The following is a 14,652-nucleotide window of genomic DNA, read 5'->3' as shown; positions in this document are numbered from 1 at the left end:
TAATGCTCGCCATCCTATCGGGAGCGGCATTTTGGCGTCAATCGTCACTTCTTTTTTGGCTTGAGGCCGTTGAGGTATTGCTCCATCTGGTCATTGCCGCGTTTCTTGGAATCCTCGGTTCCGCCGTATTCGACGCTATGCGAAACCTGCACTCCGTCAGGAAGATGCTTCGACATCCAGGCACTACAGTCCACCGAGCCCTTCCCTGAAGTGCACGGCTCGCGTTCTGTGTAGAGCTCTCTCATCCCATGCGTCGTCCCGGCGTCGAGGAAAGGAATTCCGACCTGACGCTCTGAATGAGCTCCCGGCCACTTACTGCGTCCGACAAGAACGAATTCGTCGTCAGCGCCCCGCTCGCCATACCGGGCCGCGGCATAGTTCCGACTCGTGAATTTGTCCTTGTTTTTCCTTCCGTAATCGCTTTCGGCGTCGCGTGCCGCCCGCGTGGCACGCGACAGATCGGTACTCCCGAAGCCAACCTGCTGTGAGGGCTTCTTCTTTCGGTCTGCCTTATCGGGCAGTGGGTACTTCGACGCCTGTCTTTTCGGAACGCTGTCGCCCTGAAGCCCGAGGGGGGAAAGCCGGTTGCGGTCCTCATCGGTCAGGTCCCGATGCCCTTGGTCCGTCAGGCGCGTGACCTTCCCCTTGTCATCAGCGAAGTACGTCGGTGCAGGGCCGCCGGAAGATTTTTTGTGGATACCCTGAAGCTCGGTCGCGATTCCGGCATCGTTCTCGTGGTGGTTCTTCTTCATCTGCTTGACGCCGCGGGACATGTCGTCGTCGAGATGCTTGGCCGTCCTCTTGACGCCGGTCTCCAACCCATCGATGACCTTGTCGATCATCGGGGCGGCAGCGTTGGCGATAGCGTCCTTGCCGCGGGTGCGTCCGTGATGGCTCTTGGCCCGTCCGATCTTGCCGCCTGCCTTGTTGCGAAAGGTGCCGCCGGCGCTCTGCAGGCCAGTGACGGCGCCGTCATGGGCATCGGGGTCGAAGGTGAAGCCACCGCTTCCGGCGCCGCTGCCCCCACCGCCTCCGCCGCCGCCTCCATCGCCGTCGGCGCTCAGCAACTGCATGCCATCAGCCGCGGACTTCCCGGCGTCCTTGCCTGCCTGAGCCGCGTGGCCGAGGTCTACCCCCTTCTGCAGACCGAGGGCATTGGAGCCAAGCTGAACAACCAGGTCGCCGACCATCGCACCGAGAGCTTCCTCAATCGGACTCAAGGCGATACTGACCACGTGCTCGACGACCTGCTCACAGACCTCTTTGATGATCCTTTTCACGGCAAGACGGGTGACCTGAGTCCCGGCCACTGCCCCCAGCTCGGACAAGCCGAACGTGAAGGGCGCCGCGGCCTGGGCAGCGATCACCTCCGCGGCGAGGATGGCAAGTTGAGCGATAGCGGCGATTTTGGCGCCCTCGATGAGCACCGCGACACCGTCCATGGCTGTCCCGGCCAGTCGCCCGCACTCGGCAAGACCCTTCAGGTGCTTGCCGTTGATTTTGCCCCAATGCGCATTGAGCGCCTGCACCCCCAACGAGCCGCCCGCAGAGCCGACAAGACTCTGGATGGCCTGATGCGCTTCGTTGGCACCGCCGTCAATGTCGTCAGCAAACGCACGAAGAGCATCGGCCATGTCGCGGTAGTCGTCTTCATCCACATTTGGCCAAGAAACGCCGATGATATCGAGAATCTCATCCGCCCAGCCCGGCAGCACAATACCCACGCGAAACAAGCCCCCCTCAGTCAAAATCGCACGTCAGGGTAGACGTTGTCCTCTCGGGGTCGGTTCCTCAAGAGGCATTTGGGCCGCCGAGAGGCCAGTGACGAGCAGCCTCACCCGCCGCTACCGCCTCCCGACCTGCAACCCGGAATCGTCGTCCTTCGGGCTGCGCTGGGGTGTTCACGCGTGCACTAGGCCGACTCCCTGCCGTGGACTCGCGTGCGCGTCGGCCGGCGCGCCGCGGACAAGGCGTTCCTCGGTGCTGAGCGACCGATTCCAAGCCTGGACGTCTCCATGCAGACAAGGCGTACGACGTCGATGACCTGACGGCGGCGGCTCGGTGCCGTCGAGGGTGAGGTGGCCGTACCGGTCCACCTGGCACGCCATGCAGTGCCAGGTGGGCACCCAGGCATTTTCGCTCAGCCGATCCCGCGGCACCCGGCTCGGGGAACGCCATGCGTCGCGTTCCCCGAGCCGGTGTGTGCTCAGCGGTCGTTCATGAGGTCGCCGATCCAGTCCCGGCGACCTCCGGGTCCACCTGATCCTGGACAGGGTCGCCGCCCGCTGCCGGCGAATCCCTGACTCAGGTCACTGGCGCGAGGTGGAAGCCGTCGGCCCCGGCACCGGCGTCGGCGACGGGTTGTTCCGCGGGTGCTGCGGGTTGAGGAACCACTTGCGGGCGGAGACGAGCCACCAGGTGCCGGCGAAGACCAGCACCACACCCACGGTGATGGGTGCGTAGTTGAACGTCTCGAGGGTCACCGGGCTCAGCTGGGGCAGCATGAACAGCACGGTGATGATCACGACCCAGCTGACCGCGATCAGGCCCACGGGCTTGGACCAGCGCCCCAGGTGCCAGGGACCGCGCCGGAAGCTCTCCCCCTGGCGCAGACGCAGCAGGGTGGGCACGACGTACGCGATGTAGAGGCCGATCGTCGCGATGGACGTGACGGCGGCGTACGCGGTCGTGTTGAACAGGTACGGCAGACCGAGGACGAACGCCCCGCCGGCGGCGAGCCACACGGCGTTGGTCGGTGTGCGGGTCCCCGGGTGGAGCTTGTGCCAGACGGAGGAGAAGGGCAGCGCCCCGTCGCGGGAGAAGGCGTAGATCATGCGGGAGTTGGCGGTCACCGAAGCCATACCGCAGAACAGCTGGGCGCCGATGATGATGAGCAGCATCAGCTTGCCGGTGCTCGCGCCGAGCGCATCCATGAAGATCTGCGCCGGCGGGACCCCGGTGCCCGACTCCAGGGCGCCGGTGTACGACTGGATGGCGAAGGTCAGGCCGAAGAGCAGCACGAACCCGGCGGCCCAGGACACGATGATCGAGCGGACGATCCCCTTCGGCCCCTCGACCGAGGCGTTCTTCGTCTCCTCCGTCATATGGGCGGACGCGTCATAGCCGGTGAAGGTGTACTGCGCCATCAGGAGACCGATGAGCGCGACGTAGACCGCGGAGCCCCAGCCGGTGTTGTTGACGAACTCGGTGAAGACGAAACCGGGGGACTGGTGCTTGTCGGGGATCACCAGCAGGGCACCGACGATCACCACGACGCCGATCAGATGCCACCACACCGAGATGGTGTTGAAGAAGCCGACGACGCGCACCCGAAAGGTGTTCACGACGGCGTGCAGCAGGAGGATCGCGCCGAAGAGCGTGATCGTGTGGACGGGGGTGGCGGCGTAGCTGAACTGGAGGTTCAGGTAGGCGTTGAGGAACGACGCGGCGCCGAAGTCGATGCCCGCGGTGACGGCCACCTGTCCGAGCGTGTTGAACCAGCCGGTGAACCAGGCCCAGGCCGGGGCGGACTTCTGCGGGGCGAGCTTGTGCGCCCAGAAGTAGAGGCCGGCGGAGGTCGGGTAGGAGGAGCAGACCTCCGCCATGGCCAGGCCGACGAACAGGGTCATCAGACCGACGAGAACCCAGCCCCACATGATCACGGCCGGCCCGCCGGTGTTCATGCCGAACCCGTACATCGTCAGGCAGCCGGACAGGATGCTGATGATCGTGAACGAGACGGCGAAGTTCTGCCGCCCGGACATCGAGCGGTCCAACGTCTGGGCGATGCCGAGTTCGGCGAGGCGTTCCTCCTCCGTCTGCGTGACGCTTGGTATGTCCAATGGCATGGCTGGGCCCTCTCCTTTGGGTGGCGCGGCGGATTGCGGAACGACGTCGGTCCGCTCGGTCTCGGGGCGGTGCTACGGTCCGGACCCCTTGACCGCCCACTTCCGATGACGGGTGAAGAGCTGTTGGGCGTCTCCGCAGTAGCTCCACGGCACATCCGTGGCGTACGGGCCGATGGCGTCGAACACCTCGGCCGCCGCCCGGTGCTGATTCGCGAAGGACATCGCGTGGGCCAGGTAGTTGGCGTCGTCATGGAAGGCGGCGTGCGGCCGGGAAGGGGCCCGGTACGTCCACCAGTTCACCCACGCCTGCTGGGTCGACGGGTTGTCCGTCCACGGATGGACCGTCAGGCCGTACCGGTGGCCTTCCTTCTTCATCCGCATACGGTGCGTCTCCGCGAGCGCGACCAGCGGCAAGGTGTGCAACGGCATCCCGCGGGGGACATGGGCACACCGTTCCTGCGCCCAGTGGAACATCTCGCCCGCCACGCCGTGCCAGTCGGGGAACATATAGGTGAGGATCTCGTGGTGCGCCTCCCTGTTCCACGGGTCGCGTTCCTCGACCTCCCGCCACACCCCCTGAAACGTCTCCCGCCACTGCCGGTCGCGGTTGGGGGAGTGGTAGCGCAGCAGGGCGAGCATGACGACGTACGGCGTCGGATCGTCCGGCAGGGCGTCACCGGCGGCATGGCAGGTCTCCCACGCCTCTTCCATCTCCGGACCGCTGCCCTGTCCCCGTGAGCCGGCGGCCATCGAGCGCAGGGCCTGGACGGTGGCGAGGAGGGCCAGGGCATGCGGCGAACGCGGTTCGGCCTGTGCCCAGGTGTCGGCGAACGTGAGCCGTGCCCCGGCGCGGGCGAGCACCTGGAGACGGAAGATACGGCGGTCCCAGTCGGCACCGGTCGCGGCCAGCAGCTCGCGTGCGCCTTCCCATCTGCCCATCGCGGCGTCCTCCACCACCGAGCGCAGCCGGGAGTCGTCCCGCGCCGGATGCCGGTCGAATGCCGGTTGGCGTCTCACGTCCGTCCCGTCAAAGTTCTCTCGGGCGAGGGGAGCAGTTCCTCACCGTGCGCAAGGGGGGTGTCAACAGGCACTTTTCAGGCCTCCGGGTGGGCGCCCGCCGCGGCGGATGCCGACGTAGGGGGAGCGCGTCGTGCTGAGTGATCGGCCAGGGGGCCGACAGGCCTCGGGTGCCCGGCGTCCTTGACGGGCGGGACGGCAATGACGTCGGGCGGGACGGTGTGACACCGGTCCCCGGGCCGCTGGTGAGACGCCTGCCGGGACTCCGGCGGGGACCGGGGACGGTGCCCGTGACCCCCGCATCCGGTCCGTGCTGTGGCGTTGTCTCGTGCGCAGGCGAGAGTCCGATTCGGCCTGGAGGGGCAATCACCGGATTCTCCTGTACGTGGGGATACATATGCTGCGCAAGCGGACTGTCAACTTCGTTCATGAAGTGCCGACGTGAGAAAGAAGACTATTCACTGATGCGCGGTGGCGCACATGCCTTCGGTGATAAAACTCCTGCGATTCGGCCTCCCGGAAGGCGTGCCGGGGCTTCCCGCGCCCTCCTGGGCGCCCATCCGGTCCTGCCGCAGGGCGAGTTGGCTTCGGTGGGCGCCGCCGCGCCGGCGGATGACGCAGCCGGTGCCGTGTCCGCGGTAACGGGCCGGTGCGTGCGCGGGGAACGGTGGATATCCAGCCTAGAAGTCTAAAACCGTAGTACCTCTCAAAGGGCATGAGAGTAGGGGGACCCGCCCGAATGCATCATCGGCCGGTCCGTGGCGGCGCGGGACGCGCGCGGCTTCTGCGGGTGCGGGGCGAGCGACGGCTGGACCGGTCGGGGCTATTGACATCGGTGTCGCCGGGAGCGCCACGACAGGGCAATCCCGAAAGGCAACAACCTGTGAATTCACCAACCTATGAATTCACCGTGAAGGCAATCGTCGAACGATTCGATCGAACACAACTTCACCACGAGTGAGGTTGTTGGTGTGCTCCGGTCGCCCGTATCCGGTCGCCCGTATCCGGTTGCGATCGAGCGCCCCTCGCGGGATGGAGGCCGCCGTGCCGCGCCCGTGCGTCATGACGGGTCCGGGGGCCGGCCGCACCTCGCGTTGGGGCGATCACTGATCCGCTCGGTTCGTTCACCGCAGTTTCAGGCCGAGTGCCTTGCTCAGCACGGTCGCCTCTTCGGGCGTGGCGAAAACGAAGTAGCTGTCGTAGTTGCTGTTCGCGAGGCGCACGAAATCGACCAGGTGGAACCGGCGGGTGTCGCCGCCGGGGTCGGGGTCGACGTGACCGATGAATTCCATGATCGCCAGGTGGTCGAGGTAGTCGTCCGACTGGTGCTCGGTCTCTTGGGTCACCAGGACGCCGTTGCGGGCGAACTCCAGGATCGCGTGGTCCTCCTCGTCCTCCTCGTTCTCACGTAGCCGGACGTCGGTGATGGTGACCGCGCCGTCGGTGAGTGCCGCGGCCCGCTCCAGGATGCCCCGGTAGCTCTCCTCCAGATCGTCGACGTCGTCCCCGTGCGCCGAGATCGCCACACCGAACGCTTCGAGCGCGTCGGGCACTTCGTGGGGTGGCAGATCACCGTGCGCGAACTCGGCGTACTCCGCGAGGACGCTGTCGGCCTTCTCCCGGGGCACCATGCCCATTCGCTGCAGGAGCGCGCCCACGTGTGCGTACGAGGACGGCCTGAACCAGAACAGCACGTCCTCCAGCCTCTCCTCCCGCACGTTCGGCTCCCCGTCCACTTCTTCTTCGAGGAGCAGCTCACGCAGGCACCCCAGCGGTATCGCCGCGCCCCCGACCCGCTTGTCCGGCTGATCCACGAACGGCACCTCGGTCCATGCGCTCTCCCGCGACCCCGGGGCCCCGGGGTCGGCGTCCGCATCGAAGGGGAGGTACTGCCACACCGCTCCCTTGTTCCGCCGGATCACCTCGCCCATGTACCAGCAGGCGCCCTGCACGAACGGCTCGTCCCGCGAGGCGTCGAAGGCCTCCACCGTGGCGAACCGCCGCCGCACCACGGCTTCCAGCCAGTCCAGCGTGCCGGGGTGGAAATTCCACCTCCACGCTCCCTCGAACGCGTCCTCGGCCCAGGCGGAGAGTGCCTTCTCCCGCTCGGCCAGCCACGCGGTCAGCACCGGATCCTCCGGCAGCGGTGCCGTGGGGTCCACGCGCGGCGAGTGTTCTTTGACCGGCTCCCACCCCGGCACCGCCTCCTGCCGCGACGTCACGGCCTCGCGCAGCCGCCCGATCTCCTCGGCGAACGCGGTCCCGGTGCGGACTCGGAGGGCGTACGAGATCAGCAGCATCGGCGCGACGGGCGAGAGTTCCAGTTCCGGGTCCGGCCAGACGACCGGCTGTCCCGGGCGGTCGTCGACCGGCCGAGTGTTCCAGCTCCAGGCACCGCCCGCGGTGCCGAGCAGGACCTCGCCGAGATAGGCCATCGCACTCTCCACGAACTCCACCCGCTTCTCCGGATCTTGATCGGAGTCGTGGTGCTCCAGCAGACGCGCCTCCAGAGCGTCCAGCGACTCGGTGGAGTAGTCGAAGGGGAAACCCTCGGGAAGGAGCACCTTCTCCAGGCGCAGCAAGTGATACGGCAGATCGCCGATCCACGTCTCGAGCAGCTGCTGCGGGGAGTTCTGCGGCTGTGTCTCAGGGGCCATACGGTCACTGTAGGGGCGCCCACTGACAGCGGCCGTTTCGTTCGGTCGGTGAGCTGATGAGGCACTGAACTCCCCAGCTCGCAGCCGTAGTTGAGGTCCGCACCCGGGCCCTCGTACGCACCGGCGAGCAGGCCGGGCCGGCCGGCAGCGGCTTCGGCCCAAGCGGTGGGGGAGCGGCGCAACTTGCGTTCTGCCGCCGGGCGGAGCGAAGGCGGTTCTCAGCCGGATACGGTCGCGCCGCCAAGTCCTGGCCATGCGCTCCGGAGGCTCGGCCAACGCACTTCGGTCACGACATCATCACAGGTTCTTCACTTCATCTACTTTGATGTTCAACCACTCGATACTCTCCCTGCCCTGGACACCTTGGGGGGATCATGACGTATCAGCAGTTCCCGGCCCAGCCCGGCCAGCAGCCGCCGACGCCATCCGGTATGTACGCACCGCCGCCGAAGAAGTTGGGCGCCGGCGCAAAGGTCGGCATCGGATGCGGCGGCGCCTTCGGTGCGCTCGTCCTCATCGGCGTCATCGCTGCCGCAATGAGCGGCAGTGACACCACAAGCCAGGCCGACAAGCCCGACAAGCCCAGCAAAGCCGCCGCCGCCCCGGTGAAGGAGAGGGCGAAGGGCGACGCCAAACCGGCTGAGGACAAGCCGAAAGTGAAGCCCAAGGCGGCTGCACCCAAGTCACCGGCCGACCGGTTCAAGGCCTTCGTCGCGAAAAGCGGAAGTGCCAACGAGAAGGCCGCCATCGGGCACGTCACCAAAGTCCAAGGCGCCGAAGAGCAGAACGACATCCTCGACTCGGTCGACATCTACACCGACTTCACCGGCGGTCTGCTGGGCCCCCACCAGAGCGAAGGCAAGCTGATCGCCTCCGCCTTCGCCGACTGGAAGGATTCCAAGAACGGCCTCGTCACCATCTATGACGCCAAGGGCGAGATCCTCGCCAACGGCAACTTCTGACCGGCCTGAGTCCGAAGCGGCGGGAGGGCTTCATCGCGGCCGACGAGCGGCGGGGCCCTGTCGTCGGTGGTTGACGGGCGCCGGGCGCGCCGGCGGTTTTTGAACCGCAACTGGGCTGTCTCAGGGAGGAGTTCGGGGCGGCGCGGTGGACTCTCGGCCCCGGTCGTTCGGTCAGCCGCGTGGCCGGGTTCGACGCCTCTTCGTCCGGCAGCCGGCCGGCTCACGCTTACCTCGCTTCACGCTTACACCACTTGCCTCTCCGGGGTCAGCCGGGCGGCGGCTCGCGACCGTGGGCAGGGCCATGCATGCAGGGGAGTATGCAGTCGCAAGGCAGGGGGGTCACGTGCCTGGAAACCAAGGGCCGATGTCGCCGCAGGACAAGAAGAACACCAGGCTCGGCTGTGCGGTCGTTGCCGTCTTCGTGCTGCTCGTCGGTGGGTGCGTCAACCTGATGAATGGCGACGACGAGACGAAGTCGGCCGCCTCCACGTCCGTCTCCGACGCGTCCGACAGCCGGAGTGACAGCATCACGGTGCCGGACTACACCGGCGAGAATCTCCAGGAAGCGCAGGACGCAGCGCAACGTAAGGGCATCCACCTGCTGAAGAGCCGGGATCTGTCCGATCAGCAACGCATGCAGGTGTGGGACCGCAACTGGCAGGTCTGCGATCAGGAGCCGGCTGCCGGGTCCGTCATGCAGGACACCGAAACCCTGACGTTCGCCGTCGTGAAGACCGAGGAGAGCTGCGACGAACCTGACGCGACCGGGTTCGTAAGCGACGACGGAGCGTCCGAGCCCACGGATGAGCCGACCGACGCCGACAGCTCGGCCACCAGTGACGGTTCCGCGTCCTCCGGTGGTTCGGCATCCTCCGGCGGTTCCGCGACGTCCGGTGGTTCCGGTGGGGACGAGGGCGGTTCCTCCGGTGGTTCCGGTGGGGACGAAGGGGGCTCTTCCGGCGGTTCCGGTGGGGACGAGGATGGCTCTTCCGGCGGTTCCAGCTCTTCCGGAGGGGCGGACTCCGGGGGCGGCAGTAGTTCTACGCGTGGTGGCGGAGAGCAGGAGCAGGCTCCGGCAGGCGCCTCCGCGCAATGCACTGACGGGACGTACAGCTACAGCCAGCACCGACGAGGTACCTGCAGCCATCACCACGGGGTTGCCGTCTGGCTGAGGAGCCTCCCGGCCTGAGCGACCGCCCGGCCGGCGACCGACAGGGCGTAAGGGCAGCAGGGCAACAAGGGGCCGAACTGCGCTTCCCGTTGATCGGGCGCGGGCTGACGGAAGAACCTCTGGAGGTATCGGACAGGAGGGTCCCGGGCGGGCGGCGGCCGGGACCCTTTGGCGTGCGCCGCTCCGGGGGGCGGGTCGCGTGGCACTGGGATGCACATGGCCGTACAACCTTCAACAGCATTGGGCAGTCTTCACGACACCATCACAGACGCATGGGGGACTCTTCATGTCGCACTCGCAGCAGCCCGCGCCGTTCGGTCAGCAGCCCCCTCCGTACGCGCCGCCCCCGGCCGCGCAGCCGCCGAGGAAGAAGCACCCCGCACTCAGGATCGCCGTGGGTGTGGTCTGTGCGCTCATCGTCTTCGGGCTCGGAGCCGCGGTCGGAAGCGGCAGTGACGGCACCAAGAAGGCCGAGGCGAAGCCTGCCCCCGCCATCACGGTCACCGTCACCGCCAAGGCCGCCAAGGCCAAGCTGGAGAAGCCGAAGGGCGGTGCGAAGCCCGTGGAGAAGACGGGGGTGCCCGCGGGGCCGGACGCCACGGTCGGCCAGGGCAGCTACCTCGTGGGGGAGGACATCGCCGCCGGCACCTACAAGACCCGCGGTCCCGCCGCATCCGATGTGCCGCTGTGCTACTGGGCGCGCGCCAAGGACTCCAGCGGTGAGATGGACAGCATCATCGCCAACGGCACGCCCCAGGGCCCGGCCCGCGTCACCGTCAACAAGGGGGAGACGTTCGAGACGAACGGCTGCAGGGATTGGGTGAAGGTCGGCTGACCGACCGCGCATCCGCGGGCGCCTGCCTTCTGCGGTCGCCCCGTCAGCTGCCTGGTCGCGCCGGCCGCCGCGCCGAGGTGGTCGTCCGGCCGGTCGTCAGGCCGCGCCGGTCGCCGCGCCTCGCGGCTCCGATCGTCCGGCCTCGGCCCCGGCCCCGCCGGCCGTCACGTCACCGAGAATCCACCGTCCTCCGGGGCGCCCACCGGGACGATCATGCTCGGCACAGGCGCCCGGTAATCCCGTCGAACGGCCGCCGGCGCAAACCGCCGCTCGTCACGAAGCCCGGCGGATATCACTGGTCGCGGAGCCGGCGGATACCACCGGCCATGAGCCGCCGGACGCCACTGGTCGCGGAGCCGGCCGGTGCCACTGGTCACGAAGCCACCGGATACCGCTTGTCATGAAGTCGATACGGTCCGTCCGCCGTCGGCAGCGGGATCTCGCCGTGGACCGACTGAAACCGGTCGACGTGCACTCCTGCCCGCCCAGCCGCTTCTCCGGGGTGTCGGGAGCAGACCAGGAACGGGCCAGGGGGATGGGGAACAGGCCGAGAACAGGCCGGGGACAAGTCAGGGATCGAGCCCAGGCCGGGACCAGGCCGAGAACAGGCCAGGAAGCCGAGCTGCCCCCCGCCCGAACCGGTAGCCGTTTTTCCCGGTCGAAAACGGTCGGAACTAGTTCCTCCGCTTTTGTCCGGGGCGGGGTCCTGTCGAGCGGGGGCCGGTCACGAGATATCTTGATGTCGAGCAATGTTGCAGACGTGGAGCGGAGCACCCGGTGACTGACTCGACCATCATCTACACCCACACTGACGAGGCCCCGGCCCTGGCGACGTATTCGTTCTTGCCTGTGATCCAGGCATACGCGTCGACGGCCGGCGTCAGCGTGGAGACCCGTGACATCTCCCTGGCCGGGCGCATCATCGCTAGCTTCCCCGAGCGCCTGGAAGAGGGCCAGCGCATCGATGACGCCCTCGCCGAGCTCGGTCAGCTGGCCAGGACTCCCGGCGCGAACATCATCAAGCTGCCGAACATCTCGGCCTCGATCCCGCAGCTCAAGGCCGCGATCGCCGAGCTGCAGGTGCAGGGCTACGCGCTGCCGGACTACCCGGACGACCCGAAGACCGACGAGGAGCGGGACACCCGCGCCCGTTACGACAAGATCAAGGGCAGCGCCGTCAACCCCGTCCTGCGTGAGGGCAACTCCGACCGCCGGGCCCCGGCGTCGGTGAAGAACTACGCCAAGGCGCACCCGCACCGCATGGGCGCCTGGACGGGCGAGTCGAAGACGAACGTCGCCACCATGGGCGTCGACGACTTCCGCGCCACCGAGAAGTCCGCGGTCATCGACCGGGACGGTTCGCTGCGCATCGAGCTGTCGGGCGACGACGGCTCCACCACCGTCCTGCGTGAGTCGGTACCGGTCCTCGCGGGCGAGGTCGTCGACGCCTCCGTGATGCGCGTGGCCGCGCTGCGTGAGTTCCTCACGGCGCAGGTCGCCCGCGCCAAGGCCGAGGGCGTGCTGTTCTCGGTGCACCTGAAGGCCACGATGATGAAGGTCTCCGACCCGATCATCTTCGGTCACGTGGTCCGCGCCTTCTTCCCGAAGACGTTCGCCCAGTACGGCGAGTCGCTCGCCGCCGCGGGCCTGACCCCGAACGACGGCCTCGGCGGCATCTACAAGGGCCTTGAGTCGCTGGCCGACGGCGCGGAGATCAAGGCGTCCTTCGACGCCGAGCTCGCCGAGGGCCCGGAGCTCGCCATGGTCGACTCCGACCGCGGCATCTCCAACCTGCACGTGCCGAGCGATGTCATCGTCGACGCCTCCATGCCGGCCATGATCCGCACCTCCGGTCACATGTGGGGCCCGGACGGTGGGGAGGCCGACACCCTCGCGGTCCTCCCGGACAGCAGCTACGCCGGCATCTACCAGGCCGTCATTGACGACTGCCGCGCGAACGGCGCCTACGACCCGTCGACGATGGGTTCGGTGCCGAACGTCGGTCTGATGGCGCAGAAGGCCGAGGAGTACGGCAGCCACGACAAGACCTTCGAGATCCCGGTCACGGGCACCGTGCGGGTCCTCGACGAGAGCGGCAACGCCGTGCTCGAGCAGGTCGTCGGCGCCGGTGACATCTTCCGTATGTGCCAGACCAAGGACGCGCCGATCCGTGACTGGGTCAAGCTCGCCGTCACCCGCGCCCGCGCGACCGGCGACCCGGCGGTGTTCTGGCTGGACGAGGGTCGTGCGCACGACGCGCAGCTGATCGAGAAGGTCAAGGCCTACCTCCCCGAGCACGACACCGAGGGCCTGCAGATCGAGATCCTGTCGCCGGTCGACGCGATCACGTTCTCCCTCGACCGCATCCGCCGCGGCGAGGACACGATCTCGGTCACCGGCAATGTGCTGCGTGACTACCTGACCGACCTGTTCCCGATCCTCGAGCTGGGCACCAGCGCGAAGATGCTCTCGGTCGTCCCGCTGATGAACGGCGGCGGGCTGTTCGAGACCGGTGCCGGCGGCTCCGCGCCCAAGCACGTCCAGCAGCTGGTCAAGGAGAACTACCTGCGCTGGGACAGCCTGGGCGAGTTCCTCGCGCTCGCGGTCAGCTTCGAGCACCTCGCGCAGACGACCGGCAACGCGCGCGCCCAGGTGCTCGCCGACACCCTCGACCGCGCCACCGGCACGTTCCTCAACGAGAACAAGTCGCCCAGCCGCAAGCTGGGTGGCATCGACAACCGCGGCAGCCACTTCTACCTGGCGCTCTACTGGGCGCAGGAGCTGGCGAAGCAGACCGACGATGCACAGCTCGCGGAGGCGTTCGCGGCACTCGCCAAGACGCTGACCGAGCAGGAGCAGACCATCGTCGACGAGCTGATCGCGGTGCAGGGCTCGCCGGCCGACATCGGCGGCTACTTCCAGCCGTCCGTGTCGAAGGCCTCGGCGGTCATGCGCCCGTCGACGGCCCTCAACCAGGCCCTCGCCACCCTCAGCTGAGGCGATCACCGCGGAAGGCCCTTCCGCCCCGGCCGGCGCCCTGCCGGCCGGGGCGGTTCCGTTTTCACGGGCCGTGCCGCCCCGCGCCCGCGGCGGAGGTGCGGCGACGGGCCGTGGCGCCATTCTTCGATTTCCGCCGGTCGGAAGCGATTGCTCCGGCGCCGGGCGCGGCATCATGACGCCGTGGAACCCACCGTGCCTCTCCTCTTCCTCGACGTCGACGGCCCGCTCAACCCCTGGCGGGCGAAGCCGCAGCGACGCCCCGAGGGCTACACCACGCTGCGGATGCGGCCCACGGGCTGGGAGCCGCCGCGCCCGGCCCTGCGGGTATGGCTCAATCCCGCCCACGGCCCGCTCCTGCTGGGCCTGGGCTTCCGGATCGTCTGGGCGACGACATGGAAGACGGAGGCCAACACCTGGATCGCCCCCGTGCTGGGCCTGCCGGAGCTGCCCGCACTGGAGTGGCCGCGGATGCACCACCTCGATCCGGAGGGCGTGCACTGGAAGACCCGCCACCTCGTCGCCTCCGCGGCCGGCCGGCCGTTCGCCTGGGTGGACGACGAAATCGGCCCCCGGGACCACGCATGGATCGCCCGCCACCACCGGGGCCGGGCCCTCCCGCACCGCGTCGATCCGGCGAAGGGGCTGCTCCCGGAGGACTTCACGACGCTGCGGCAGTGGGCAGCGGGCCTGCTGGAGGGCGGAGCCCCGTGAAGGGGTAGCGTCGGCCTGCACGCTGACTGACGATCGCTCACGGGGGTATCGATGGAGTTCGCCCAAGTCCGCCTGCTCGTCACGGACTTCCGCGGCTGTTACCGCTTCTACCGGCAGGTGCTGGGCCTCGACCCGCAGTTCGAGGCCCCGGACGGTCCGTACGCCAAGTTCAGCTTCGACGGCGGCTCGGCGGGCCTCGCGCTGCAGGAACGCGCACAGCTGGCCGAGGTCCTCGGCGAGCTGGGGACGGCGCCGGACGGATACCGGTCCCTGGTCGTCCTGCGGGTCGATGACCTCGACGGCTGCTGCGCGGAGATCATCGGGCGGGGCGCCGTCCTCGTCCACGGCCCGGCTGCGATGACGGACCGGATGCGGGTCGCCCACCTCAAGGACCCCGACGGGAACATCGTCGAGCTCCAGCAGTGGCTGGAGCTGCGCGAAACGGTCTGAC

General features: G+C 68.1%; 10 protein-coding genes. 6 read left to right on the top strand and 4 right to left on the bottom strand.

The window, feature by feature from the left end; translation table 11 throughout:
* Nucleotides 1-44 precede the first annotated feature (44 nt).
* The 4 genes from ACGFWI_RS12950 to ACGFWI_RS12935 form a co-directional block, all read right to left on the bottom strand.
* On the bottom strand, nt 45-1,724 hold the full coding sequence (locus ACGFWI_RS12950; protein WP_393906016.1) for a nucleic acid/nucleotide deaminase domain-containing protein: 1,680 nt from the start codon (nt 1,722-1,724) through the stop codon (nt 45-47).
* Nucleotides 1,725-2,309: 585 nt separating this feature from the next.
* Entirely contained in the window at nt 2,310-3,848 is a 1,539-nt protein-coding gene (locus ACGFWI_RS12945; RefSeq protein WP_393906015.1) for an amino acid permease, read from the bottom strand.
* Nucleotides 3,849-3,920: 72 nt separating this feature from the next.
* A complete protein-coding gene (locus ACGFWI_RS12940; RefSeq protein ID WP_393906014.1) occupies nt 3,921-4,865 on the bottom strand; it encodes a hypothetical protein in 945 nt (314 codons plus the stop codon).
* Nucleotides 4,866-5,989: 1,124 nt separating this feature from the next.
* Complete coding sequence (locus ACGFWI_RS12935; RefSeq protein ID WP_393906013.1) at nt 5,990-7,522, bottom strand: hypothetical protein; 1,533 nt, start codon at nt 7,520-7,522, stop codon at nt 5,990-5,992.
* Between the two features lie 374 nt (nt 7,523-7,896).
* On the opposite strand from ACGFWI_RS12935, the gene ACGFWI_RS12930 reads away from it, so the two are divergent.
* The 6 genes from ACGFWI_RS12930 to ACGFWI_RS12905 all read left to right on the top strand — a co-directional run bounded on the left by ACGFWI_RS12930 (nt 7,897) and on the right by ACGFWI_RS12905 (nt 14,651).
* Nucleotides 7,897-8,484, top strand: coding sequence for a hypothetical protein (locus ACGFWI_RS12930; protein ID WP_393906012.1), 588 nt, complete (start codon nt 7,897-7,899; stop codon nt 8,482-8,484).
* A gap of 364 nt (nt 8,485-8,848) precedes the next feature.
* Entirely contained in the window at nt 8,849-9,673 is an 825-nt protein-coding gene (locus ACGFWI_RS12925) for a DUF3761 domain-containing protein (RefSeq protein WP_393906011.1), read from the top strand.
* A 268-nt stretch (nt 9,674-9,941) separates the two neighbouring features.
* On the top strand, nt 9,942-10,490 hold the full coding sequence (locus ACGFWI_RS12920; protein WP_393906010.1) for a hypothetical protein: 549 nt from the start codon (nt 9,942-9,944) through the stop codon (nt 10,488-10,490).
* 777 nt (nt 10,491-11,267) lie between these two features.
* Nucleotides 11,268-13,487 carry an NADP-dependent isocitrate dehydrogenase gene (locus tag ACGFWI_RS12915; RefSeq protein ID WP_393906009.1) on the top strand — a complete coding sequence of 740 codons (2,220 nt, stop codon included), beginning with the start codon at nt 11,268-11,270 and terminating at the stop codon, nt 13,485-13,487.
* A 183-nt stretch (nt 13,488-13,670) separates the two neighbouring features.
* Entirely contained in the window at nt 13,671-14,201 is a 531-nt protein-coding gene (locus tag ACGFWI_RS12910; protein WP_393906008.1) for an HAD domain-containing protein, read from the top strand.
* A 51-nt stretch (nt 14,202-14,252) separates the two neighbouring features.
* On the top strand, nt 14,253-14,651 hold the full coding sequence (locus tag ACGFWI_RS12905; protein WP_393906007.1) for a VOC family protein: 399 nt from the start codon (nt 14,253-14,255) through the stop codon (nt 14,649-14,651).
* Nucleotide 14,652 lies beyond the last annotated feature (1 nt).

The sequence above is a fragment of the Streptomyces sp. NPDC048434 genome (assembly GCF_043200375.1).
GTDB lineage: Bacteria > Actinomycetota > Actinomycetes > Streptomycetales > Streptomycetaceae > Streptomyces.
Note: the sequence above shows the minus strand (reverse complement) of the source record. Positions and strands in the feature narration are given on the sequence as shown.